General features: G+C 67.2%; 20 protein-coding genes. 8 read left to right on the top strand and 12 right to left on the bottom strand.

Annotation, left to right across the window (positions count from 1 at the left end):
- Positions 1–201: 201 nt before the first annotated feature.
- A complete protein-coding gene (locus tag BM43_RS42480) occupies positions 202–330 on the bottom strand; it encodes a hypothetical protein (RefSeq protein WP_255222479.1) in 129 nt (42 codons plus the stop codon).
- 312 nt (positions 331–642) lie between these two features.
- On the opposite strand from BM43_RS42480, the gene BM43_RS06750 reads away from it, so the two are divergent.
- On the top strand, positions 643–2,496 hold the full coding sequence (locus BM43_RS06750) for an amidohydrolase (protein WP_042284564.1): 1,854 nt from the start codon (positions 643–645) through the stop codon (positions 2,494–2,496).
- A gap of 214 nt (positions 2,497–2,710) precedes the next feature.
- Here BM43_RS06750 and BM43_RS06745 read toward each other — a convergent pair whose 3' ends face one another.
- From BM43_RS06745 to BM43_RS06735, 3 genes are all read right to left on the bottom strand, one after another.
- Positions 2,711–3,502 carry an ROK family protein gene (locus BM43_RS06745; RefSeq protein WP_036057278.1) on the bottom strand — a complete coding sequence of 264 codons (792 nt, stop codon included), beginning with the start codon at positions 3,500–3,502 and terminating at the stop codon, positions 2,711–2,713.
- 103 nt (positions 3,503–3,605) lie between these two features.
- Entirely contained in the window at positions 3,606–5,285 is a 1,680-nt protein-coding gene (zwf, locus tag BM43_RS06740) for a glucose-6-phosphate dehydrogenase (RefSeq protein ID WP_036056206.1), read from the bottom strand.
- Positions 5,286–5,544: 259 nt separating this feature from the next.
- A complete protein-coding gene (locus BM43_RS06735; protein WP_013690335.1) occupies positions 5,545–5,889 on the bottom strand; it encodes a cupin domain-containing protein in 345 nt (114 codons plus the stop codon).
- Between the two features lie 260 nt (positions 5,890–6,149).
- Here BM43_RS06735 and BM43_RS06730 point away from each other — a divergent pair, with 260 nt between their 5' ends.
- A complete protein-coding gene (locus tag BM43_RS06730) occupies positions 6,150–7,400 on the top strand; it encodes an MFS transporter (protein WP_036056208.1) in 1,251 nt (416 codons plus the stop codon).
- Between the two features lie 49 nt (positions 7,401–7,449).
- Here the strand turns inward: BM43_RS06730 and BM43_RS06725 are convergent, their stop codons facing one another.
- Genes BM43_RS06725 through BM43_RS06705 form a run of 5 tightly spaced genes read right to left on the bottom strand, consistent with a single transcriptional unit; the run spans position 7,450 to position 12,527 of the window.
- Positions 7,450–7,839 (bottom strand): hypothetical protein, encoded by a 390-nt coding sequence (locus BM43_RS06725; protein ID WP_036056210.1) that lies wholly within the window; start codon positions 7,837–7,839, stop codon positions 7,450–7,452.
- Positions 7,836–8,957 (bottom strand): galactofuranose ABC transporter, permease protein YjfF, encoded by a 1,122-nt coding sequence (gene yjfF, locus BM43_RS06720; protein ID WP_036056212.1) that lies wholly within the window; start codon positions 8,955–8,957, stop codon positions 7,836–7,838. The genes BM43_RS06725 and yjfF overlap by 4 nt, the downstream gene beginning before the upstream one ends.
- Positions 8,954–9,994 carry an ABC transporter permease gene (locus BM43_RS06715; RefSeq protein ID WP_013690331.1) on the bottom strand — a complete coding sequence of 347 codons (1,041 nt, stop codon included), beginning with the start codon at positions 9,992–9,994 and terminating at the stop codon, positions 8,954–8,956. Before BM43_RS06715 ends, yjfF begins: the two co-directional genes overlap by 4 nt.
- Positions 9,991–11,505: a sugar ABC transporter ATP-binding protein gene (locus BM43_RS06710; protein ID WP_036056213.1), complete on the bottom strand. Its 1,515-nt coding sequence runs from the start codon at positions 11,503–11,505 to the stop codon at positions 9,991–9,993. The genes BM43_RS06715 and BM43_RS06710 overlap by 4 nt, the downstream gene beginning before the upstream one ends.
- Before the next feature lie 53 nt (positions 11,506–11,558).
- Complete coding sequence (locus BM43_RS06705; RefSeq protein WP_036056215.1) at positions 11,559–12,527, bottom strand: ABC transporter substrate-binding protein; 969 nt, start codon at positions 12,525–12,527, stop codon at positions 11,559–11,561.
- A 500-nt stretch (positions 12,528–13,027) separates the two neighbouring features.
- Between BM43_RS06705 and BM43_RS41985 the strand changes: the two genes are divergently transcribed.
- From BM43_RS41985 to BM43_RS06690, 3 genes are all read left to right on the top strand, one after another.
- Complete coding sequence (locus BM43_RS41985; protein WP_052409132.1) at positions 13,028–14,194, top strand: FUSC family protein; 1,167 nt, start codon at positions 13,028–13,030, stop codon at positions 14,192–14,194.
- Positions 14,195–14,286: 92 nt separating this feature from the next.
- On the top strand, positions 14,287–15,183 hold the full coding sequence (locus BM43_RS06695; RefSeq protein ID WP_036056216.1) for a class I SAM-dependent methyltransferase: 897 nt from the start codon (positions 14,287–14,289) through the stop codon (positions 15,181–15,183).
- An 899-nt stretch (positions 15,184–16,082) separates the two neighbouring features.
- On the top strand, positions 16,083–17,243 hold the full coding sequence (locus tag BM43_RS06690) for a hypothetical protein (protein WP_013690326.1): 1,161 nt from the start codon (positions 16,083–16,085) through the stop codon (positions 17,241–17,243).
- Here the strand turns inward: BM43_RS06690 and BM43_RS06685 are convergent.
- The 3 genes from BM43_RS06685 to BM43_RS06675 form a co-directional block, all read right to left on the bottom strand.
- Complete coding sequence (locus tag BM43_RS06685) at positions 17,227–17,514, bottom strand: catalase family protein (RefSeq protein ID WP_036056217.1); 288 nt, start codon at positions 17,512–17,514, stop codon at positions 17,227–17,229. The genes BM43_RS06690 and BM43_RS06685 overlap by 17 nt on opposite strands.
- 19 nt (positions 17,515–17,533) lie before the next feature.
- Positions 17,534–18,718 carry a glycoside hydrolase family 64 protein gene (locus tag BM43_RS06680; RefSeq protein WP_036056218.1) on the bottom strand — a complete coding sequence of 395 codons (1,185 nt, stop codon included), beginning with the start codon at positions 18,716–18,718 and terminating at the stop codon, positions 17,534–17,536.
- Positions 18,719–19,004: 286 nt separating this feature from the next.
- The gene (locus BM43_RS06675) at positions 19,005–19,283 is read right to left on the bottom strand and encodes a hypothetical protein (RefSeq protein ID WP_036056220.1); all 279 of its coding nucleotides are present in this window, start codon (positions 19,281–19,283) and stop codon (positions 19,005–19,007) included.
- A gap of 444 nt (positions 19,284–19,727) precedes the next feature.
- Between BM43_RS06675 and BM43_RS06670 the strand changes: the two genes are divergently transcribed.
- The 3 genes from BM43_RS06670 to BM43_RS06660 are packed head-to-tail and all read left to right on the top strand — an operon-like array spanning position 19,728 to position 23,736.
- Complete coding sequence (locus tag BM43_RS06670; protein ID WP_036056221.1) at positions 19,728–21,830, top strand: ferritin-like domain-containing protein; 2,103 nt, start codon at positions 19,728–19,730, stop codon at positions 21,828–21,830.
- A 12-nt stretch (positions 21,831–21,842) separates the two neighbouring features.
- A complete protein-coding gene (bufB, locus tag BM43_RS06665; RefSeq protein WP_052409133.1) occupies positions 21,843–22,859 on the top strand; it encodes an MNIO family bufferin maturase in 1,017 nt (338 codons plus the stop codon).
- Positions 22,852–23,736, top strand: coding sequence for an HvfC/BufC N-terminal domain-containing protein (locus BM43_RS06660; RefSeq protein ID WP_042284568.1), 885 nt, complete (start codon positions 22,852–22,854; stop codon positions 23,734–23,736). Before bufB ends, BM43_RS06660 begins: the two co-directional genes overlap by 8 nt.
- Positions 23,737–23,758 lie beyond the last annotated feature (22 nt).

Raw genomic sequence — 23,758 nt, 5'->3', positions numbered from 1 at the left:
CCTTATTTATAAAGAGTCGTCGCGTCAATGATGCAGATCAAAGCAGCATCCGAAATAATAATATCTACATCAATCCACTGAGACTTCCGTGCTAGTTTCGCACTTGCCCGCGAAAGCAATCGGTGTCGTGCCATTTGCAAGATGCCGAGATCGAGTCATTCGGTTCGCGCGGTGAAGATGCTTCCTTGCAAGCCGAAATCATCATTCGGCATTTAAATAACGAATAAATATCTCCGGGGTAGCTGTGATGGCGAGGATTTTGGATTTCATCGGAACGGAGTGGAAGCCTGACGTGACATTGCCCGTCACGCTCGACGTGGACGTCTCCATTCCCATTCTCGATATCGCGAGGCCCGGATTCGATAAGCTCGGCATTCGCTTTCGATATTGACAGCATCGTTTTGCCGAACCCTTGGCTGTGTTTCGGCCATCGTTAAATCATGCCGCCGCGGCGTGCAGCGTTGTCGGAGGAATGACGCGGCGTTGACGGCTGTTATTCGACACGTCGCAGCGGCGGTCGGGAAGAGCAGGGCGTTCGAATATCGATGCGCCGCTCGAAGCGAATGCCGAGCTTATCGAATCCGCGTCTCGCGATATCGATCGTGATTATCGAGACCGCGGTGAAAAACCAAGAGGAACCCTATGTCGGAACGTCTCCAATTCGGTTGTGCCTGTTGCAGCCCGCATCTGCTGCCGTCCTACCGCCACGATCACCACCAATGGCAGGCCGCGCTCGATGGCGCCGTGTCTCGGCCGGCTTCCCGGGGACCGTCGCAGTCCGTGATCTTCCATGGCGGGCACATCCACCCGGACCCGGAGCATCCCGAGCAGCGCGTCAAGGCGCTCGGCATCGCGGATGGCCAGGTGATCGCGAGCGGCGATCTGGCGGGGGTGCGTAAGGCGATGGCCGACTACGCACCGGTTATCGAGCGGCCGCTCACGGCCGACGAGGCGCTGCTGCCCGGCCTGATCGACCCGCATGCGCATCTGGTGACGAGCGCCCTGATGACGACCTGGGCCGACCTGTCGCCGTTCGACGGACAGAACCTGAACCCGCGCTATGACCGGCAGGAGATCGCGCGGCGGCTCCAGGACGCGGTCGCGGCGGCGCACGCGGCGACCCCGCCGCGCAAATGGGTGACGGGCTACGGCGTCGATCCGTCCTTGATGACGGTCTGGCAGGATGTCGACGCCGGATTTCTCGACGACATCAGCACCGACGTCAAGATCTTCCTGCTCAACGCGTCCGGCCATATCAGCTATGCCAACACGCCCGCGCTGAAGGCGGCCGGCCTGGACGGCAGCCATAAGGACGGCGTGCTGACCGAGCAGCAGTCGGCGGCGGTGCTGGCCGCCATGCCGCCCGTCACCGCCGAGCAGATCCTCGCGGGACTCGCGATCGTGTTCCAGCAGGCCAACCAGCGCGGCATCACCACCGTGTTCGATGCGAGCGTCGGGCTGATCGCGGGGCCGGACGAAGTCACCATGATGAAGGCGCTGGCGAAGACGCCGGCCATGACCGTGCGGGTGGGCGGCGCGCTGTACGGCAACGGCAACGACCTGATGACCTGGCTCAACGCCTACAAGCCGGAACTGGAGAGCGACCCGAACGCGCTGTTCACGCTGCGCGCGGTCAAGCTGATCGCCGACGGCTCGAACCAGGGGCTGACGGGTTTCCAGAGCCGCCCGTACCAGTGTTGCGACGAGCACACGGTGCCCGGCGTCGGGGCTTACGGCCTGTTCAATTTCGACCCGGTGCGCAAGCTGGCCGACTTGATGGCGATGGTGGCCGACGCCGGCTGGCCGATTCTCACGCACGCCAACGGCGACGAGGGCATCGCCAACGTGCTGGCGGCCTACCAGACCGCGCTCAGCAAGGTGCCGCCGCCTCCGCCGCCGAAGCAGCCGTATCCGACCCAGCCGGCCTGGGCCACGCAGCGTCACCGTATCGAGCACGCCTCGCTACTGCACGACGACGCGATTGGCCAGATGCGGCGGATGGCGATCTCGCCGAGCTTCCTGATCGGCCACGTGGGCTACTGGGGCGCCGCGTTCCGCGACACCATCCTGGGTGCCGAGCGCGCGCAACTGCTCGACCGCGGCGCCTCGGCATTGAAGGCGGGCCTGAGGATCAGCCTGCATAGCGACCACTTCGTGACGCCGTTCGGGCCGCTGCGCTGCATGGAGCAGTCGATCGGGCGCGTGATGGAGGCGCTCGAGCACGGCTCGCCGTCGTCCGGCGGCACGGAGAACGTGCTCAACCCGCGCGAGCGCCTGGACGTCTACCAGGCGCTGCGCGCCGTGACCATCGACGCGGCGTGGCAATGCCATCTCGATCACCAGATCGGTTCGCTGCTGCCGGGCAAGCAGGCCGATCTCGTGATCCTGGCGAAGAACCCGCTGCGATGGAGCGAGCCGAATGCCGCCGGCATGCGCGACATCGGTGTACTGGAAACCTGGGTGAACGGCAGCAAGGTGTTCACGGCCGTGCAGTAAGGGTGGCGAGGTGGCCGGCCAGGCGCTATCCGTGCCTGGCCGGCTTGCCACTGACATTTCCTCGTGGCTTGTGTTTGTCGTCGTTGTTATTTGACATAACGCGAATTAACGACAATTTGCGTGTTAGTCCTAAGTTCAAATGTCGTGTTTCCGCTAAGTTGAAATGTCGTGTTTCGACCTCGATATGCTAGCCGGTTCCCCGCGAGACCACGGCTCAGCGCGTCTCGCGCATCGAGCGCGGATGCCACAGCAGCGCGCCGCCCTCGATGCCGCGATCGTTCGGCACGGTCGCGACATTGGCCGGCAGCCCGAATTTGAGACGCGCGGCGTTGCCGCCGCCGATCCAGAGCTTGTCGAAATGCACGAGCGATTCGAGGATGCCGATCACTTTCTCGACGCGATGGTTCCACCGCGCGTTGCCGGCCTTGCGGCGCGCGGCGTCGCCGATGTACTCGTCATACGCGTGCTTCTTGCTGACGCGATGATGGGCGAGTTCGAGATGCGGCATCAGCTCGCCGTCGCGAAACAGCGCCGTGCCCGCCCCGGTGCCGAGCGTCAGCACGAACTCCAGGCCGCGCCCCTCGATCGCCGCGAGCCCCTGCATCTCGGCATCGTTGATCATGCGCACGGCGGCGATGCCGAGCCGCTCCCCCAGCCTCGCCGCGAGCGGCACGTCGCGCCACTCGGGGCCGCCCAGATGGGGCGCCGTCAGCACGTGGTTGTCGCGCACGAACCCCGGAAAGCCGATCGAGACCTGCGCGACCGGATCGCGCGCCAGCAGCGGCGCGACCAGCCCGTGCAGCGTCTCGACCAGCAGGTCCGGCGGACATGGATGCGGCGTCGCCACCCGCACACGCTTGGAGCGCAGCGTGGCGTCGGCGTCGACGATCGCCGCCTTGAGGCCGCTGCCGCCGATGTCGATCGACAGGGTCGGCCCGGCGTCGCGCGCGCCGGTGGAATCGGCCGCGTCATGCGGCTTGGTGCTCGGTTTCTTGCCTGGTTTCATGAAATGCGTCTCGCTGTTCGTCTCCATGGATTTGTACACCCGTTCGCCTCGCCGCACGTTTCGCCCTGCCTCGGCGAATGCATGCGCGCGCGGCGCGCGGGCCTCACGACGGGGCGTGCTGGCCGGCTTGCTCCGCCTTCGGCTTGTCCGGCTCGCCCGAGTTGTCCGGCTCGGGCCGCGTGAGCGGCTGCCACGCGCGGCCGTCCCGCTCGATCAGCGCGTCGGCCTCGGCCGGCCCGTCGCTGCCCGCCGGATAGGCGTGCACCGGGATCGCCTCGCCGTCGGCCGGATGCAGCACACCCTCCACCGCCGCCCAGGTCGCCTCGATGCTGTCGGCGCGCTGGAACAGCGTCTCGTCGCCGAGCAGGCAATCGTAGAGCAAGGTTTCGTAACCGACGTTCGCGCGCTCCGGGAAGAACGCGTCGTAGTCGAACGACGAGCGCACCGCGCCGATCTGCATGACGGGCCCCGGCGTCTTCACGTTGAAATCGAAGCTCGTGCCGTGCGATGGGTCGATGCGCAGCGTCAGCACGTTCGGCGTGAGCACGTCGGTGGGCGTGTCGCGGAACAGCCGGAACGGCACCTGTTTCAACTGCACCGAGATTTCCGTGCGCCGCTCGCGCAGGCGCTTGCCGGTGCGCAGATAGAACGGCACGCCGGCCCAGCGCCAGTTGTCGATCTGCACGCGCGCCGCGGCGTAGGTTTCGGTACCGCTGTCGGCCGCGACGTCCGGCTCGTCGCGATAAGCCACGCCGGCCGGACCCGCCGCGTACTGGCCGAACACCACGTCGCGCGGCGTCAGCGGCTTCAGCGCGTCGAAAATCTCGGCCTTCTTGTCGCGCACGGCGTGCGCGTCGAACGAATTCGGCGGCTCCATCGCGACCATGCCGAGCAACTGGAACAGATGGTTCGGCACCATGTCGCGGAACGCGCCGGTCTGTTCGTAGAAGCTGCCGCGCCGCTCCACGCCGATCACCTCCGACGCGGTGATCTGCACGCTGTCGATGTATTCGCGCCGCCAGATCGGCTCGAACAAGGCGTTCGCGAAACGCACGGCGAGAATGCTCTGCACCGTCTCCTTGCCGAGAAAGTGGTCGATCCGGTAGATCTGCGATTCGCGCACGAAGCTCAGCAGATGCTGGTTCAGATCGCGCGCCGAGGCGAGGTCGTCGCCGAACGGCTTTTCGATCACGATCCGGCGGAACGGGCCGTCGCCGTCGCCGCGTTCCTCCAGCAGGCCGGCGTGGCCCAAGCGCTCGACGATCGGCTTGAAGAAGCGCCCGCTCACCGCGAGGTAGAACACCACGTTGCCCTGGCCGCCCTCGCCTTCGTCCTTGCCTGCGCCGAGCCGTTTCGCGAGACGCTGGTAGGCGCCGTCGTCCTCGAAATCGCCCGCCATGTACTCCAGTCGCTGCGCGACCCAGTTCCAGGCCTTGTCGTCGAGCTTGCCGGTGTGGAAGGTGCTCGCCTTGTCGGCGGCGAGTTTCTGTAGCGCCGTGTGCAGATCGTCGCGCCACGCGTCGGTCTCGCGCTCGCCGTGATTGACGCCGACGATCCGCATGCCGTCGTCGAGCAGCCCGTCCACCGCGAGGTTGTACAGGGCAGGCATCAGCAGGCGGCTCGTCAGGTCGCCGCCGGCGCCGAAGATCACCAGCGTGCACGGCGGCGCGCGGTGTCGGCCGGCCGCCGAGGCGGGCGCGCCGGCCGCCGGCGTCGGCAGCTTGGCGCTCGCGGACGCGCCGGATTGATCGGAGGACTGGGGAGTGGAATCGTGGGTCGGCATGATCTCGTCGAGGCGGGGTGGAACTGGACGGAAAAGCAAGCCGGATACCTGAAAGGAATGGGCGCTTGATGGGTTTGGGAAGCCTTGCGGCGCGGCGTTGGCCGGCCTGACATCCCGCGACGCTTCATGCGGAAAAAACTACAAGCGGGTTATTGATTCGACCGTATCGCGATCGACGATGCGCAACCACGCGGCGACCGAAGCGATGCCGCGAGAATCCGCGGTTCGCCTGGACCGCGCCGCGCCGCGTCGTGTTCGTTCAGGCAAAGACGAAGTACTTGCGCACCGTCTCCACCACCTCCCAGGTTCCTTTCATGCCGGGCTCGATCACGAACACGTCGCCGCCCTTCAGATGCACCGGCGCCTCGCCTTCCGGCGTGATGATGCAATAGCCTTCGAGGAAGTGACAGAATTCCCACTTCTCGTAGTTCACCTCGAACTTGCCCGGCGTGCAGATCCACGTGCCCATGATCTTGCTGCCGTCCTTGGACAGGTAGGCGTTGAGATTCACAGTGTGCGGATCGCCACCGATGCGCTTCCACTTCGTGGCATCAACGACCGGCATCGGGCAGGTTTCGCGCAGAACGGTAATGAAGTCAGACATGTCGTGTGGGTCCAAACGGGCTGGTGGGAAGGCCTTCACGGTAGTGAAAAAGCGCTGGCGGTGCCGCTACGCGTCCGACTTTGATTTGTGGTTTTTCGACATCGGTGCGCTTGGGTCGGTGAACGGCTATGAAAAGGCCTCGGCCAGGGCCTCATTCGTAAATTGTTCAGCCAGGCCGTTCATTGTTTTCAAGTCCAGGGGCTTGGTCCGCGAGGAAACTCCGTTTAGCCTCTCGAACTTCCCTTCAGCCTGGCCGCATCATGCAAGTCGATACTCCCCCATATTCCGCCGGCACCGATCAGACCCCGACCTCCCTGCGTCAGTGGCTGGCCGTGATCGCCGTGGCGATCAGCGCCTTCGCCTTCGTGACCTCCGAATTCCTGCCGGTGGGCCTGCTGCCGGCGATCGCCCACGATCTCGGCGTGTCCTCGGGCGTGGCCGGGCTGATGGTGACCACGCCCGGCGTGGTGGCAGCCATCTTCGCGCCGACGCTGATCATCGGCGCCGGCCGCCTGGACCGCCGTTATGCCTTCCTGATGCTCACCGCGGCGCTGCTGGTGGCGAACCTGGTCTGCGCGCTGGCCGGCAATCTCGGCGTGATGCTGGTGGGTCGCGCCCTGCTCGGTGCCGCGCTCGGCGGCTTCTGGACGCTCGCGACGGCGGCGGCCCCGCGCCTCGTGCAGCCCAGGGACACGGCCAAGGCCACCGCCATCATCCTGACCGGCGTGACCTGCGCGACGGTGATCGGCGTGCCGCTGGGCACCTTCATCGCCTCGTTCGCCTCCTGGCGCGCCTCGTTCGCCGTGACGGCGGGCCTGGTCGAGCTGGCGCTGGTGGCGCAGACGGTGCTGGTGCCGTCGCTGCTCTCGGCCTCGGCGCTGCGCATCGCCGATTTCCGCACCCTGCTGGGCCGCTCGCACACGCGCTCGAGCATGCTGATGGTCGCGCTGGTGTTCGGCGCGCATTTCTCGACCTACACCTATATCGCGCCGCTGCTGGAGCAGGATTTCTCGGTCAACGGCCTCACCTTGCTGCTGTTCGGTTTCGGCCTGATCGGCTTCGTCTCCAATGCGCTGATGTCGATGGTGGTGTCGAACCACCTGAAGCGCTCGTCGATGCTGATGATCGTGCTGCTGATGGGCGCGATGGCGGCGATGCTGTTCCTCGAGCATTCGAGGATCGGCGAAACCGCCGGCATCCTGCTCTGGGGCATCGCCTTCGGCGCCCTGCCGCTCTGCTTCAGCGTCTGGATCCAGCGCGCGGCGGCGGACCTGCCGGAAGTCGGCTCGGCGCTGTTCGTCAGCATCATCCAGGTCGCCATCGCGGTGGGTTCGGCCGCGGGCGGCAGCATCGTCGATCGCGCCGGCGTGCGGGCCGATTTCGTGCCGGGCCTGGCGCTCGCGCTGCTCGGCCTGGTGCTGCTGTATCGGCTTGCTTCTCCGCAGCTTCCCCAGGCGGCGGTCGTCGCCGGCGCGGCGCCGGTGCCGCGCGAGTGCGCGGAGGCGGTTTGATGTGCCTTCCCGTCCCGGCCGCGACGCGCGCCGGCCGGGGCTCGGCTTCTCACGCCAGGCGAGACTCGAGTGCCGACGGCTGGCCGGACTGGATCGATTCGCCGGCCCGCTCGATGCGCGCCCTGCCCGCCCCGCAGTTGCCGCGGTGCATGACGGCGGCCTGCCGATGTTCGGCGCGTTCGACCAGCCTGGCCAGGCGGATGATGTCGGATAGCAGGAAATCGCCTGCGTCGGGCCGCGCCCGGCCATGCTCGTCGGCCACCCGCATCGCGTAGGCAAGCGCGTCCGAACGCTCCCTGAGCAGCACCCGCAGCGCATCGGCCACGATCCGGCGATCGCGCGCGTCGCCCAGGTCGAGCACGGGCCCAGGCTCGGCCTCGATTGGCGGCCGGCCGGGCTCGCGATCGGATTCGACGCTCGGTACAGGATTCGGTTTCATCGTTGTCCTCCGGTTCTCGATAGGGCTCGATGGCTCGGGAAGCTCGACACCAAGGCCGCGTCGTCTCCCTGCCCAGCCGCGCGGGCAGGCGCCCGCTCGGCCGGCATGGATCGCGAACCGAGCCCGGTGCCGCCGGCGCGGCGCCGCGCGGCATGCCGCTCGATCACGCGCTGCAGCAGGCAGAACACGCACAGCAGCGCGCCGATCACGATGCGCGTCCACCACGAGCTGAGGGTGCCGTCGAAGGTGATCAGCACCTGGATCGTGCCGAGGATACCGACGCCGAACACCGAGCCGATCACGTAGCCGACGCCGCCCGTGAGCAGGGTGCCGCCGATCACGGTGGCCGCGATCGCGTCGAGTTCCATGCCCTGCGCCTGCAGCCCGTATCCCGACAGCACGTAGAGCGTGAACACCACCCCGCCGAGCGCGGAACACAGGCCGCTGAGCGCGTACACGCCGATTTTCGTGCGTGCCACCGGCAGGCCCATCAACAGTGCCGAGCGCTCGTTGCCGCCCACCGCGTAGACGTTGCGGCCGAAGCGCGTGAAATGCGCGACATAGATCGCGGCGGCCAGCGTGGCCAGCGCGATCAGGGCCCCGGCGCTCAAGGTTCCACCCCCGCCCACCGGCACGTTGAGGCTCGCGATCGCGTGGAAGCCCGGCTCGTTGATGGTGATCGACTGCGTGGTGATCAGGAAGCAGGCGCCGCGCGCCAGGAACATCCCGGCCAGCGTGACGATGAAAGGCTGCAGGCGGAACGCGTGGATCAGCGCGCCCATCGCCGCGCCGTACAGTGCACCGAAGGCGAGCACCAGCGGCACGATGATCCAGATCGGCCAATGCAGCCATTCGGCCCCCACCGCGCAGAGGATGGTCGACAGCGCCACCACCGAACCGACCGACAGGTCGATTCCGCCGGACACGATCACGAAGGTCATGCCGATCGCGACGATCAGCAGGAAGGCGTTGTCGACCAACAAGCCGGTCAGCACCTGCATCGAGAAAAAGCCCGTATACATCACGGACCCGAAACCGAACAGCGCGACGAACAGCACGATCGTCACCACGATCGGCAGCGTGCGCGGGTCGACCAGCCGGCCGAGGAAACGGTTCATGGTTGCGGGGCTCCGGTGGTGGCGCGTGCGCGCGCGAGGGACAGCAGCCGGGAGGCCAGGCGCAGCACCCGCGCACGCGCCGCGTCCGACTGGATCAGGGTCACCACGATCACGACGATCGCCTTGACCACCAGGGTCGCCTCCGGCGGCACGCCGATCGAATAGGTCGTGTAGGTCAGGGTCTGGATGATCAGCGCGCCGAGCACCGTGCCGGCGAGGCTGAACCGGCCGCCGAGCAGCGAGGTGCCGCCCAGCGTCACGGCTAGGATCGCGTCGAGCTCGAGCAGCAGGCCGGCATTGTTGCCGTCGGCGCTGCGCACGTTCGAGCTGGCGAGGATCCCCGCGATCGCGGCCATCGCGCCCGCGCACAGGTACACGCCGAACACCACCGAACCCGCGCGCAAGCCCGCCAGGCGCGTGGCGACCGGATTCACGCCGATCGCGCGGATGAACAGGCCGAGCGCGGTGCGGTTCACCAGCAGCGCGAGCGCGGCGGTGGTGGCGATCGCGATCCACACCGAGCACGGCACGCCGGCCAGGTAGCCGCCGCCGAGCACCAGGTAGCCGGGCGCGGCGATCGGGATGATCTGGCCGCCCGTGAGCAGTTGCGCGACACCGCGGCCCGCCACCATCAGGATCAGGGTCGCGATGATCGGCTGCATGCCGACGCAGGCCACCAGCAGCCCGTTCCAGGCGCCCGCCAGCAGGCCGACGCCGAGCGCGGCGGCCAGCGCCGTGCCGAGCCGGGACGGATCCGCCTGCAGCACGATCGCGGCCGCCGCGCCGGCGATCGCGACGATCGCGCCGACCGAGATGTCGATGCCGCGCGTGGCGATCACCAGGGTCATGCCGAGCGAGACGATCACCAGTGGCGCCGCTCGGTTCAGGATGTCGATCGGCGCGCCGAACAGATGCCCGTCGAGCCGGCTGATCGACAGGAAGCCCGGGCGATAGGCGACGTCCAGCGCGAGCAGCAGGCACAGCGTCAAGGCGGGCCACGCCAGCGGATGGCCGAACAGCATGCGCAGGCGGGTCATGACTGGCCTCCCGCGATGAGGCGATAGACCTGTTCCTCCGAGGCTTCGGCGCCGGTCAGCTCGGCGACCTTGCGCCGGTCGCGCAGCACCGCGATCCGATGGCTGACGCGCACCACCTCGCCGATCTCCGAGGAGATGAAGAGGATCGCGAGCCCCCTGGCGCACAAGGACAGCACGCGCTCCATGATGTCGAACTTCGCCGCCACGTCGATGCCGCGCGTCGGCTCGTCGAGGATCAGCAGCTTCGGGTCGGTGGCGAGCCAGCGCGCCAGCAGCACCTTCTGCTGGTTGCCGCCCGAGAGCAGGCCGATCGGCTGTTCCGCGTCGCGCGCCTTGATGCCGAGCCGCGCGATGTAGTCGTCGGCGATCTCGCGCTGGCGCGCGCGCGGGATCAGCCGCCACCAGCCGCGCCGCGCCTGCAGCGCCAGGACGATGTTCTCGCGGATCGACAGCGCGGCGACGATCCCTTCCTTCTTGCGATCCTCGGGGCAATAGGCGATGCCGTGCCGGACCGCCTCGTGCGGCGAAGCGAGCCGCGTGCGGCGGCCCTCGATCTCGATGGTGCCGGTATCGCCGCGCTCGGCGGCGAAGGCGAGCCGGGCGGTTTCGGTGCGGCCCGAGCCGAGCAGGCCGGCCAGTCCGAGAATCTCGCCGGGCCGCAGCGCCAGATCGAGCGGGTTCATCATGCCGCGCCGCCCGACGCCCTGCATCGACAGGACCGGCGAGGCGTCGCCGCCGGTGCGCGCCTGCGCGACGGCGCCCGCGCGCAGCGCCTCGGGCATCGATTCGCGGCCGGTCATCCTGGCCACCAGGGCGTCGACCGGCAGATCCCGCGCCAGGTACTCGCCCTCACGCTCACCGTTGCGCATCACGGTAATGCGATCGGAGATCGCATAGGTCTGCTCGAGGAAATGCGTGACGAACAGGATCGCGATGCCGGCGGCCTTGAGCTTGCGCAGCACGTCGAACAGGCGCGCGACCTCCCCGTCGTCGAGGCTGGAGGTGGGTTCGTCGAGGATCAGCACGCGCGCGTCCACCGACATGGCGCGCGCGATCGCCACCATCTGCTGCACCGCGATCGGGTAGGCATCGAGCGAGCGCGTCACGTCGATCTGCAGCCTCAGGCTCGCCAGCGCCTCGCGCGAACGCGCATGGATGGTCTTCCAGTCGATCGCGCCGCGCCGCATCGGCTGGCGGCCGGCGAACATGTTCTCGGCCACCGACAGGTTCGGGCACAGATTGATTTCCTGGTAGAGCGTCTGGATGCCGGCCGCCTCGGCCTCGCGCGGCGCGGCGAAACGCACGGGCGCGCCGCCCACGCGAATCTCCCCGGCGTCGTGCGCATGCACGCCGGTCAGCACGTTGATCAGGGTGGACTTGCCTGCCCCGTTCTGGCCCATCAGGGCGTGGATCTCGCCCGGAAAGAGCCTCAGGCCGGCACGCCGCAAGGCCTTCACGCCCGGGAAAGCCTTGTCGATGTCGATCATCTCGACCACCGGTGGATTCGTCATGGATGCTCCCTGGAGGACGGAGGCGGGCGGCAGCGGTGCCGCCCGGCGGAACATCAGTACTTGCGGGTGGGCAGCACCTGGGCCGCGACGTTCATCGGGAACACGGTTTCGTTGGTGACGATGCGCCTGGGCAGCGACTTGCCGGCCACCACGTCCTTCACCGCGCTCATCAGTTGCGGGCCGAGCAGCGGGCTGCACTCGACGTCGACATTGATCTTGCCGGCCACCATCGCCTCGAAGCCTGCCTTGGTCGCGTCGAAGGACACCACGCTGACGTCCTTGCCTGGCTTGATGCCGGCCTCCTCCATGGCCTGGATCGCGCCGAGCGCCATGTCGTCGTTGTGGGCATAGACCACGTTGATCTGCTTGCCGTAGGTCTTCGCGAAGGCCTCCATCACCTGCTTGCCGCCCGCCAGCGTGAAATCGCCGCTCTGCGAGGCGATGATCTTGAACTTCGGATTGTTCTTGATCACCTCGAGCAGGCCAGCGCGGCGATCGTTGGCGGGCGCCGAGCCGACCGTGCCCTGCAGTTCCACGATATTGATCGGCCCGGCGTCGGCCTTGTAGCGCTCCTCCAGCCAGTGGCCGGCGCGCCGGCCTTCCTCCAGGAAGTCCGAGCCGATCATGGTCACGTACAGCGACGGGTCCTTCACGTCGACCGCGCGATCGGTCAGGATCACCGGGATATGGGCGGCCTTGGCCTCGGTCAGCACCGGTTCCCAGCCCGATTCCACCACCGGCGAGAAGGCGATCACGTCGACCTTCTGCGCGATGAAGGAACGGATCGCGCGGATCTGGTTTTCCTGTTTCTGCTGCGCGTCGGAGAACTTGAGCGTGATGCCGGCATCCTTCGCGGCGCTTTTCACCGAGACGCTGTTAGCGGTGCGCCACGCGCTTTCCGCGCCGACCTGGGAGAAGCCGAGCGTGATGGGTTTTTGCTGCGCCGACGCGGGGCTCGATGCCGCCAGCAGGGCCGAGGCGGCGAACAGCGCGCCGAGCGTCAGCTTTCCGAAGCATTTCATGGTTGTTGTCTCCGCCAGTTTCGTTATTGGATGCAGCGCCTGGTGCCCTGCCGATCGAATTCTTGGCTTCGCCGCTGCCGATTCGGCGGGCGCGGGATGAAAACCGGCTGGAACCGGCGTTCGCCCGGCATCAGTGTAGGAGTGCGTCCGATAACCTTCCAATGAAAATTTGGATCGCAGCGATATCGTTTCCGGCATGCGTATAAACACGTAAACGCACGAGGACAAGGGCTGCGAGCCACGCCTCGCGGCACATGTCGCCAATGGGCGCGCCGGAATTTTGATCGGCTATGATCCGGGAAAACCCGAGCCGCCCGCCGCGAGCCCTACCCTGGGCGCCACGCTGGCGGCCCGGAACACACGCCTGACCAGGCGCCGCCCGCCGCCGGCAACCCCGGCCAAGGCGCGCCGCAGGCTCGTTCAACGCCGGGCCTCTCGCGCCCGGCCATCGACATGCCGGCCACAAGCCGGTTTGTCGATATGCCCGGATATCGTCGACCATGATCGCCGCCGCCTGCTCACGCGCGCTGACCCGCGCCCGCCTCCAGGATCCCGATTTCACCCGCCTGCGCGCCGCCTCGCGCTCCACGCTCGCCTGCCTGCTGAGCGCCGGCCTCGGCGTCGGCTGGGCGCTCCACCACCAGATGATGCCGACCGTCGCCGTGCCGGGCGCCCTGTTCGCGATGATCGCCCCGCTGTTCCTGCGCGAGCCGCGCTGGTCGGGCTGGCTGGTCTCGCTGATCACCCTTTGCCTCTGCGCCGGCGCGTGCCTCGCTGCCGCGGCGGCGCTCGCCCCCTATCCCGCGCTGCGCATCGCGGGTTCGCTGGCGGTGGTCTTCGTCGGGCTGCTGTGCCAGACGCTGGGCGCACGCGCGGTCGGCGCCGGCTTGCTCGGCCTGGTCGGCTTCTATCTGGGCCTCTATCTGCACCCGTCCGGCGCGCTGCTGGTCGAGATGCTGGGGATCATGACGCTTGCCGCGGGGATCGTGACCGTGGTCGGGCGCATCCTCGTTCCGGTCGCGCCAGGTGGTCCGGCGGACGAGATCCAGCCGCTGGGCCACGGCAACGAGGCCGGCGGCTCCGGCTGGCGCCGGGCCCTGCATCGCCTGGCGGAGCTCGTCGTCAGCGGACGGCTCACCGGCAAGCCGCTCGGCCCCTCGCTCGCCCATCGCCTGCACCGCCTGGCATGGCGCCCGGCGCTGGTGGCGACCGCTGCCGCCCTGCTCGCCATGCTCGCGGGCGGCAGCCTGTCGGCGGACCGTTCGATGTGGGCGGTGATCAGCACCTTCGTCGTCTTTCTCGGCACCACCTCGCGCCAGGGCACGCGCGTGCGCGTCTTCAAGCGGATCGCGGGAACCCTGGCCGGCGCCGCGGCCAGCGTGCTGTGCGTGAACTGGTGCGGGCACCAGCCCTGGCTGCTGATCGCCGCGATGGCCTTGTCGGTGTTCGGCTGGGCGTACCACATCCTGCATGCCTATACGCGCGGCGTGTTCTTCATCACCACGCTGGTGGGGCTGGTCTATGGTCAGCTCGGTTTCGCCATCCTGCCGCTGGCGCGCTTGCGCATCGAGGAAGTCCTGGCGGGTTGCCTGGTCTCGCTCGCCCTGGCGCTGTGGCTGATGCCCTCGGCGGTCGGGCAGGCTCCCGCCGTGCCGCAGCGGCACTGAACCGGAACGCCCGCGGGCGCCAAGACCGGGATCGGGCAGATCGTCGGGCAAGCGCGTATCGTGTCGCCTACCCGTCACTGCGCCGATCGACCATGCCCCTCTCCGCCCCTGCTCCCAAGCTTTCCTCCTTCCCACGCTTCGCGGCGGCATCGATCGCCGCCGCGCTGATCGCGCTCGGCCTGGGCGCCTGCGCGCGGCCGCCCGCGGCGAACGCCAGCGCCGTGGATACGGCGGCCACCGTGCCGCCCGCCGTGTCGCTCGACGCCGCCATCGCCGGCACCCAGCGCAGCGATGCCGCGCGCGCCCGCGACCGCTATCGCCACCCGGGCGCGACGCTGCGCTTCTTCGGCCTGGATGCCGATCAAACGGTGCTGGAGATCGCGCCGGGCGGCGGCTGGTACACCGATATCCTCGCGCCCGTGCTGCGCGGCAAGGGGCGCTTGTACGAGGCCGAATACATCGGCCCGGCGCCCGAGCCCGAAGCCGAGCGCCGAGGCGATCTCGCCTATGCGCGCAAGCTGGCCGCGCATCCGGAAATCTATGGCCCGGTGGTGATCGGCAGCCTGCGGGACGGCCGCTTCTCCGGCTTCGACGCGCAAGGGCATATCGATACCGTGCTCACCTTCCGCAATATCCACAACTGGATCAAGGACGGCCAGATCGACGCGAACCTGCGCGCCTTTTACGACGCCTTGAAGCCCGGCGGCGTGCTGGGTGTCGAGGAGCATCGCGCCCGCCCGGGAACGTCCCTGCAGCGCATGATCGACTCGGGTTACGTGACCGAGGCCTATGTGATCGAGCATGCCCGGGCCGCCGGCTTCGTGCTGGCCGGGCGCAGCGAGATCAACGCCAACTCGCGCGACACCACCGATCATCCGCACGGCGTCTGGTCCTTGCCGCCGACTTACGCGGGCGGCGACACCGATCGCGCGCAATACGCGGAGATCGGCGAATCGGATCGCATGACGCTGAAGTTCGTGAAGCCGTAAAGGCAACGCATCGCCGCGAACCGGCCGGCCGGGCCCCCGCGCCCGGGCCCTTGCGCGCGCGGGCCTATCCGGCGCCTTTCATTTCCCCATCCACCTGCCGACAATTGGATTCGCATTATCGCCAAATCGATCGGTAATCTTGAATGAAGCCGCACTCCGTTCCATTTTGATTGGGATTCTCGCGGAATTTTTACATCCGCATATCGGCTGAATTCGACAAATATTGCCGACGGCAAAACATTTTAGAAACCATCAAAAAAAGTTTGACTTACGAAATATTTCACGGCACTCTGCTTGCCAATCGAGGTGTTGCGGATTAATTGTTGCAATTCCGACAAATAGCCGACAATCGCATGTAAATAGAATTACTCGATGGAGAGGGCCGCTTCCGATGTTTTCAAACGCCTGTCGATACACGCTGCGCCGTTAAGCCACGGCGCAGCGGGGCGGTATTCCGCCCGATCGGCCGCATTTGCCGAATCCGCCGAATCCGCGATTCAACGATTTTCGTCGATTGTTTTCGGCGCGGCATTTGCACGCCTTGAATCGATCAATCGAATTGGATGAATTGAATCCTGATTGAAAATGATTTTCGACAATCGATATTGTCGAGGGGCTCTGTTTTTTCAATAAAAGCCCGATTCAGCAATTACCGAATTACCGATTGGTCTCGCGGGAGACGGGCCGTGACGGCCCGACGAGGGGGGCTCTCGTCGAATCCATGTGAAGCCATCGAAAAAGAACTTCGCCGCTCAGGCAAGTGGTCCACGGCAGGCATTCCACCATCCGTCCTGCCGCGGATTGTCGTTCGAGAAGTCGTGGCCCGGGCCCACAAGGCCCGAACCCAACACACCTAGCTTCCACTGGAGATACAGATGCGATCGAGGACATGGCTTGACATGCAATACGTGGTTCGCGCAACGCTGCTGACGAGCGCGGCCGTCTTGATCGGCGCGGTGCCGGTCTCGTCCGCCTACGCGGGACAGGCCGCCAATGCGTTCGTCGACCAGGCGCAGGTCCAGGCCGACACGGCGGCGCAGGCATCGTGGCGCGAGAACGTCCGGCAATCGGCGCCGCGCGGCGAAGGCTGCTATCACGCGTCCTATCCCAACCTCAAATGGGACAAGGTGGCCTGCGGCCCGGTATCGGGTTATCGCTCCTCGCGTCGCAGCAGCGCCGCGCGGCTGGGCGAGCAGAAGCTGCGCAGCAGCGGCCAGCAGGTGGTGGGCAACGGTTTCGACTACGCGATCCAGGCGCCCGGCGGCCAGTTGATCAGCGAGGTGGTGGGCAGCTTCCCGACGGTCAGCGGCGTGACCTCGGAAAAAGGCGCCAACGTGCCGTTCGGCTCGGGCGAAAGCGACGGCATCACCGGCGCGAACCAGTACACGCTGCAGCTCAACACCAATTTCGTCGACCAGTCGGCCGCCTGTAACGGCTTCTCGGGCTGCCTGGCCTGGCAGCAATACATCCTGGTCTCGGACGACGTGAATTCGGCCGGCACCGCGCTGACCGGCACCTCCGACGTGTTCATCCAGACCTGGCTCGAGAACTACGGCCAGGACGTGGACGGCGGCAACACCAACATCTGCCCGAGCGGCTACACCGACGCGGGTGCCGACCAGAGCGGCCAGGGTGACGATTGCTACCGCAACAGCCCGTCGGTGGTGGTCGCCAACCAGATCCCGATCACGCAACTGGCCAGCCTGAAGCTCTCGGGCACGGCGACGGCCAACGGCACCGACACGGCCACCGTCACCTTCGGCACGCAGGCCTTCAGCTCCTCGGTGCGCGACAGCGTCTCCGATATCGCCAATGGCTGGACCCAGGCCGAGTTCAACATCGTCGGCAACGCCGGCGGCTCGCGCGCCGACTTCAACAAGGGCGCCTCGCTCACCGTCAAGCTGGCCGTCACCGACGGCTCCTCGGCCGCGCCGAGCTGCATCGGCCCGAACAACGGCGGCAGCACCGGCGAGACCAACAACCTGAGCCTCGGCAAGTGCACGGCCTCGGCCGGCTCGGGTTCGAGCTCGCCGGCGATCCAGTTCACGGAATCGGATTGATCGCCTGGATGTCTCGATGAAATGAAGCAAGCGCCGGGAGCAGGCATGTTCCCGGCGCTTTCCCGTTGATCAGGGCGCCGACCTGCTCGTATTCGCTCTGCGCTTGCGGCCATTCCTCGGTCGCGCAATCCGGTGGCATGGTCTTCGCGTTGGTGCGCCCCTGGCCTGTGAAGCGGAAGCGGGACTCGCGCCCGGCACGGCGCCGGGCCGGATCGGTGGCGAGGTAGCCGGCCTCGTCGTTGACATGGCGGCCGCTTCGAGCGGCCGCCATCGATCCGATCAGGCCGCGCTTACCAGCCCACGGTGACCGTCGCCACGGTCGGGTTGGTGCCGACCAGCGAGGAGCTGAAACCGCCCACGTCGTCGTAGGAGAAGCCGTAGCTCAGCTTGTTGATGGCATGCGCATGCCAGAACTGCGCATACGAGTTGGTCGGCTGCGAGGCATAAAAGGCGTTCGGGTTGGTCCACAGCGCCGCGTTCTCGGCGACATGGCGGTTGATCGCCGCGCTGACCTGCGCCTGGATCTGCAACTGCTTGGCGGTGGGCACGCCCGGCGCCGCGTTCGAGGCGTCGTTGAACACGCCATTGCCGAGCAGTACCTCGCTGGTGGTCGGCTTGTGGTTGATGTAGTAGGTGCCCTGCCCGTCGGTGAACTGGAACTGCCCGTTCACCACATGGCCGCTGAAGGTGCCTTGCGCGTCGGTGAAGGTGAGGGTCTGGGTGCTGTACAGGTTCCAGATCGACTGGATGTAGCTGTCCAGGTAGTTGGCGTTCGCGCCGCCCGCCTTGAAGCTGCCGTGCGCGGGCGCGACGATCCGGTACGGCGCCTGGCTCAGGCCCTGGAACGGCGCCGGCACCTGGTTCTGGTAGGCCTGGAACAGCGCCGCGCGCGATTCGGTCTCGCCCACCGTCTGGTCGAAGCCGCCCTGGCCCTGCAGGCGCAGCCGCAGCGGGAAGCCGAACTGATCGACCCGCGTGGTATTGCCGAAGAAATTGGCGCCGTTGCTGTCGAATTCGACGAAATCGAATACCACGTCGATATTCGGATCGGTCGGATTCTCGATATTGGGACCGGTATAACCGGTGGCGGGATTACCGACCGCCTGCAGATACAGGGTGCTGCCCACCGTCAGATACAGGCGCGCGGAGGTGATGGCCGCCACCGTCACCGATTTGCATTGCGAAAAGGGAATCGAGTAATTCGCGTAACCGATGCCGTTCTTGGTTTGCGCGGAATTGTCGTTCGAACTCATCGGAATCAGGTTCCCGGCGCAATTCACATGCACATAGGCATTGTTGTGCGCCGGGTCCATGCCCACCAGGGTCCAGTACACCTGGTTGTCCGGGTAGGCGCCGTTGGTGCCGTTGACCAGGTTGAAGGTGGTGCCGGCAGCCATGGCCTGCGACGCCGCCACGCCACCGAATAGCATGGCGGCCAGCAGCTTGACCACTAATTGGGATTTTGCTTTTTTCATCTCTTTCTCCGTATTGGTGACAACAGGACAAAGAGCGGCCGAGAATGTCTTTTTGATATACCCCTGCGCTACCGCGGCTCGCCGCTCAATGCTCAGGATGTGAAAACTGAAACGAAGACTGATCAATAAATGGCAACAGCCATTGAATGGCTCATCGATTAAGCCGCCGGCGATATGAACATAGGCCCGATGCCTTGTCAAACGGCTTGTTTTATTGTTTTCAGGCGGGCCGGATATTCGGCTTGTTTCGGGAAAATCGATAAACAGGCCGCGCGCCGGCCGGCGCTCAGGCAAACAGCCCCAGCAGGCTCGCGAAGCCGGTCAGCAGGACCGACACGGCGGTCCATTGCGCGGCGCGCTGGTTTACGTCGGCGGCCTGCAGCAGGCCGACCAGCCAGCCCGCCTGCGACTGCAAGGCGTCGACCGGTTCGAACCCGCCCTCGTGTTTGCTCCAGGCGGGATCGACTCCCACCTCGCTGGCGCGATACCACCAGAAGGCGGCAATCATGCCGGCGGCGAAACCGGCCAGCGTGAGACACAGCACGACGATGCGCAGCGGATTCATGGGCGAGCTCCGGGACGGGATGTTTCGCGATCGACTCATGGACAACCCGAATCGACAACCGGCCTGTCATGGCGATTAAGCAATCGATAATTCAATAGGCAGCAGGATAATAGTCGATAAGCATTCCGTTAAAACCAGCCGCTGTAAAAATGTCACACAAATTGATATTTTCTGCTGTAGTCTTGCGCTTGCCATCGCGCTGGACGGAGACCACCAGCCAGTAAATCAGCCGATCGGCAATCGATTTTCCGGGATTTTAAGCTGGCGGCGCATTCATCGCGAATGCGCGCCCGCGGCATGATTTCGTCGAATCGAAAACAAGCTTCCGGATCGAGCGCGGGTGAAGTCGGCCGATATGGCCTGTCGGCCGGAAGATTTCAAAAAATGCAGTCCGTCTTTTCCGTATTCGGGAAAGCATGGATCAAGTCCCCCATCGAGGCCTGTATGGATACGCCGGTGCACGTTTCAGGCAGCATTCCCCAGAACCCGCCCCTCATCAGCGATCGCGACCTGTCCCATCTCGCCGCCGACCAGGCCGCCCTGCGCGCGCTGGTCCAGGCGGCGGTGAACGTCGAGCTGTTCACCGTCCCGATCTACATGTGCGCGATGAAGTCGATCCAGGGCACGCATGCGATCAACGCCAAGGACATCTCCTACTACCAGGGACGCGTCTGGCCGGGCCGCTCGATCGGCCAGATCCCGGCGGCACCGCCCGTCGAGCTGGCGAACCAGACCGCCTACAACCTGCTGTTCTCGGTGTTCATCGACGAGATGCTGCACCTGCAGATGGCGGCCAACCTGTGCTCGGCGCTCGGCGTCAAGCCGAACTTCAACAGCCCGGCCCTGCAGGACGAGCAATACAACTGGATCTGCTACGGCCCGGACAAGACGGTGATCCCGCACATCATCGATCTCAGGGACCTCAAGCCGAACCCGGTGAACCCGGTTCCCGCCGCGGTCGACCTCACCGCGCTGACGCCCTCGCAGACGGCGCTGTTCGAGATCATCGAGCAGGATCACGCCACCGCGCTGGCCAGCATCAAGCCCTCGACCGGCTATTTCCCGGCCGTCCCGTTCGACGGCTGGACCGCGCAGAGCACCGAAGTCGACCTGCCGATGTTCGGCACCATCGGCTGGATGTACTACTGCCTGCTGCAATACACCAACATCGCCTATACCGACGGCCAGACGCTGTGGGAGAAGTGCTTCGCGGGCGCGGTCGGCCAGCGCGACCTGTTCAACAGCAAGAGCTCGGGCCATCCGATGGCAGAGTATCCCGGCATGCCGTCGCAGATCACCTTCACGGGCGCGCTCGACGCCCACATCCAGGCGATGCTGATGATGTGGGCCATCTGCGACCAGGGCGAAGGCGGCATCGACTGGGACACCATCCAGGCCTTCATCGGCAAGGTCCAGCAGCGCGCCAACCAGCGGCGCATGGCGCTGGCCGCGGCCAACGCCAACGTGCTGCTGCAGTTCCAGCCGAGCCAGCCGGCCCTGGAAGCCGACTACCCGTCCTACAGCGATACCGGCACGCAGGAGCCGCATAGCGACGACGCCACGGCGCGCGTGCCGAACGGCACGCTCAACCACTTCGAGCGCTTCCACAAGATCGCCGAGCAGCTCGGCAGCCTGCGGACCTGGCAGCACTGGCACCAGGCCGGCAATAGCTGGTCGGCCTCGATGCTGACCACGGCCGACTACGATCCGGCCAAGGCGCCCACCAACATCCCCACGCCCGAGGCGGTCGCCGCGGCGCTCAACGAGCTGAAGACCGGCATGCCGAGCGCCACGCTCGACAACGTGGTGCAGGGCGCGCTGGCCGGCATCACCACGGTGCTGTCGAGCTCCTGGGGCGACACCACGGTCCAGTTCCCGTTCCCGTCGATGGTCGGCTCGGGCGACCGGATGGCGCTGTACTGGGCCGTGTACGGCAGCGCGCCGAGCCTGCGCGAGGCGAGCGCCTCGTCGGGCACCGGCACCCAGGGCGAGGCCCTGATGCATGCCTGCCAGTCGCTCGCGCTCGACGGCTCCGGCGGCGGCGATTGCGCGGCGCAGGCGGTCTATCACAGCTGCAAGGGCTCGAACCATTGCGCCACGCAAGGCGGATGCGGCTTCGTCCAGTCGGTCAGCGGCGGCGGCAATTGCTCGCAATCGGCCGGCTCGGCGGGCAGTTGCGGCCATCCCGCGACCATGGCTTCCGGCAAGGGCGGCTGCGGGGCGCCCACGCTGTACAGCGCGCCGGCCGACAACCGCTGCAACGGCTTCGGCGGCTGCGCGGTGCCGATCTCGGCCTCGCAGCTCTACCCGAGCAGCGGCACCATGCAGTTGTTCGACTTCAAGGCCGACGGCACGCCCGAGCCGCTCACCAGCACCGAGGGCGACGCAACCGTGATCGTCACGCTCGACTTCGCGGTCGGCGATTCGGTCTACGACGTCGCCTGGGGCGCGCTGGAGAAGGTCTGGGCGCATCGCAACCCGGGCCAGCCGGCGCCGGCCAAGCCCTTGCCGACCACGCTGCGCATCGCCCTGCCGCCGTCGACCTGATCGGAGCCTCGCATGTCCGTCACCGTCACCCCTGACGGCCGCGGCCCGCGGGCGCTGCCCTCGGGCCGGGATGCGGCGAGCGCCGCGTCCCGGCCGGGGCGGCCGCCCCGCCTGGGCCTGCCCGATCTCGGCTTCGGCGTCGGGCTGCGTGCGCAGCACCTGCCGGCGATCCTCGCCGACGGCCCGCGCGTCGACTGGTTCGAGATCATTTCCGAAAACTACTTCGAGGACGCCGGCTACCAGCGCGCGATGCTCGACCGGATCGCCGCCGAGGTGCCGATCGTGATGCACGGCGTGTCCCTGTCGATCGGCTCGGACGCGCCGCTCGACACGGCCTACCTGGGCCAGTTGCGGCGCCTGATGGAGGAACTGCGCGCGGTCTGGGTTTCCGATCATCTGTGCTGGACCGGCCTGGGCTCGCACAATTCGCACGACCTGCTGCCGCTGCCGCTCAACCCGGCCTCGCTCGACCACGTCGCCGCGCGCGTCGATGCCGTGCAGCAGGTGCTGGGGCGCGCGCTGGTGCTCGAGAATCCGTCGAGCTACGTGCAGTTCCAGGCCTCGACGATGCCCGAATGCGAATTCCTGGCGCGGCTGGCCGAACGCACCGGCTGCGGGCTGCTGCTCGACGTCAACAATGTCTTCGTCAGCGCCTTCAATCACGGCTTCGATGCCGAGGCCTACCTGCGCGCGCTGCCGCCCGAGCACATCGTGCAACTGCACCTTGCCGGCCACACGCGATGCGGCGACTGCCTGGTCGACACGCACGACCAGCCGGTGCCGCCCGGCGTCTGGGATCTGTATCGCCTGGCCCAGCAATTGACGGGCGGCGTCTCGACCCTGCTCGAATGGGACGCGAACCTGCCCGACTACGAGGGCCTGCTGGCCGAGCTCGACAAGGCGCGTCGCGCGGCCCGCGGCGAGGCAACAGCAGCGCTTGCCGAAGCGGCACCGCAAACCGTGGAGACGGGAGAAATGGCGCTCTCCACCCCGCTCCACTACTTGGTGCCGGAGGCGATCGATGGATGACACGCTGTTGGTCGCCGAACTCGACCTGCCCGCGATCCAGCACTGGATGCAGGCCGCCACCACGCACCCCGGCGGGCTCGGCGCCGGGCTCGCGCAGGCCCGGGCGCTGCATGGCGCCGGCATCGAGCGCGTGATCGCCACGCCCGCCGGCATCGACCCGCGCGCGCGGCTGGCGGTCTACGCGGACGGCTACTGGATGCGCCTGATCGCCTGCCTCGAGGCGGAATTCCCGGCCCTGCTGCGCCTGCTGGGCCCTTCGCTGTTTCGCTTCTTCGCGAGGGCCTACCTGGCCCGGCATCCCTCGCGCTCGCCGACGCTGCACACGCTGGGTGCCGAATTCCCGGCCTTCCTGCTGCGCTCGCAGCGCCGCATGGCGAACGGGCCGCGCCCGGCCATGCAGAGCTTCGCGCTGGCGCTGGCGACGCTGGAGCGGGCCATCGCCGAAAGCGGCCGCGCCGCGGGCCTGGAACATCGCGAGCCCACCGCGCCGGCCGAGCCGCTCTCGCTGCTGGCCGGCGCGGGCTGGCAGCTCGCCCTGCCCGCCACCACGCGGCTGATCGCGCTGCGGCATCGCGCCGACAGCCTGCGCCCCTGGCTGCGGGGCGAACGCCCGGCGGAGGCGCCCGAGTTCGAGATCGACCGCGTCGCGATCCGTCGCCACCGGTTTCGGGTGTCGATGGAGCGGCTGGCCGACTGGCAGTTCCACGCGCTGCGCCGAGCCGCGAACGGGCCGGCCTCGCTGGCCGATTGCGCCCGCGCCGCGGCGCGCCGCACCGGCGGCAGCGAGGCGGAACTCCGCGCGCGGCTGGCCTTCTGGCTGCCGGCCGCCCAGCAGTCGAGCCTCGTGACGCTGGACGCCGATCCGGCCCGGCCCTAGCCAAACGGCAAGCGGCCGGGCG

This window comes from Burkholderia gladioli (genome assembly GCF_000959725.1).
GTDB lineage: Bacteria > Pseudomonadota > Gammaproteobacteria > Burkholderiales > Burkholderiaceae > Burkholderia > Burkholderia gladioli.
This window is presented reverse-complemented; position numbering and strand designations above follow the sequence as displayed.

Excerpts from the sequence above, each read along its gene's own strand:
- BM43_RS06680 (WP_036056218.1), bottom strand. The coding sequence starts at position 18,718 with ATGAAAAAAGCAAAATCCCAATTAGTGGTCAAGCTGCTGGCCGCCATG.
- BM43_RS41985 (WP_052409132.1), top strand. The coding sequence starts at position 13,028 with ATGATCGCCGCCGCCTGCTCACGCGCGCTGACCCGCGCCCGCCTCCAG.
- zwf (WP_036056206.1), bottom strand. The coding sequence starts at position 5,285 with ATGCCGACCCACGATTCCACTCCCCAGTCCTCCGATCAATCCGGCGCG.
- bufB (WP_052409133.1), top strand. The coding sequence starts at position 21,843 with ATGTCCGTCACCGTCACCCCTGACGGCCGCGGCCCGCGGGCGCTGCCC.
- BM43_RS06710 (WP_036056213.1), bottom strand. The coding sequence starts at position 11,505 with ATGACGAATCCACCGGTGGTCGAGATGATCGACATCGACAAGGCTTTC.
- BM43_RS06675 (WP_036056220.1), bottom strand. The coding sequence starts at position 19,283 with ATGAATCCGCTGCGCATCGTCGTGCTGTGTCTCACGCTGGCCGGTTTC.
- BM43_RS06695 (WP_036056216.1), top strand. The coding sequence starts at position 14,287 with ATGCCCCTCTCCGCCCCTGCTCCCAAGCTTTCCTCCTTCCCACGCTTC.
- BM43_RS06670 (WP_036056221.1), top strand. The coding sequence starts at position 19,728 with ATGGATACGCCGGTGCACGTTTCAGGCAGCATTCCCCAGAACCCGCCC.
- BM43_RS42480 (WP_255222479.1), bottom strand. The coding sequence starts at position 330 with ATGGAGACGTCCACGTCGAGCGTGACGGGCAATGTCACGTCAGGCTTC.
- BM43_RS06735 (WP_013690335.1), bottom strand. The coding sequence starts at position 5,889 with ATGTCTGACTTCATTACCGTTCTGCGCGAAACCTGCCCGATGCCGGTC.
- BM43_RS06685 (WP_036056217.1), bottom strand. The coding sequence starts at position 17,514 with ATGGCGGCCGCTCGAAGCGGCCGCCATGTCAACGACGAGGCCGGCTAC.
- BM43_RS06660 (WP_042284568.1), top strand. The coding sequence starts at position 22,852 with ATGGATGACACGCTGTTGGTCGCCGAACTCGACCTGCCCGCGATCCAG.
- BM43_RS06730 (WP_036056208.1), top strand. The coding sequence starts at position 6,150 with ATGCAAGTCGATACTCCCCCATATTCCGCCGGCACCGATCAGACCCCG.
- BM43_RS06745 (WP_036057278.1), bottom strand. The coding sequence starts at position 3,502 with ATGAAACCAGGCAAGAAACCGAGCACCAAGCCGCATGACGCGGCCGAT.
- BM43_RS06690 (WP_013690326.1), top strand. The coding sequence starts at position 16,083 with ATGCAATACGTGGTTCGCGCAACGCTGCTGACGAGCGCGGCCGTCTTG.
- BM43_RS06705 (WP_036056215.1), bottom strand. The coding sequence starts at position 12,527 with ATGAAATGCTTCGGAAAGCTGACGCTCGGCGCGCTGTTCGCCGCCTCG.
- BM43_RS06750 (WP_042284564.1), top strand. The coding sequence starts at position 643 with ATGTCGGAACGTCTCCAATTCGGTTGTGCCTGTTGCAGCCCGCATCTG.
- yjfF (WP_036056212.1), bottom strand. The coding sequence starts at position 8,957 with ATGAACCGTTTCCTCGGCCGGCTGGTCGACCCGCGCACGCTGCCGATC.
- BM43_RS06715 (WP_013690331.1), bottom strand. The coding sequence starts at position 9,994 with ATGACCCGCCTGCGCATGCTGTTCGGCCATCCGCTGGCGTGGCCCGCC.
- BM43_RS06725 (WP_036056210.1), bottom strand. The coding sequence starts at position 7,839 with ATGAAACCGAATCCTGTACCGAGCGTCGAATCCGATCGCGAGCCCGGC.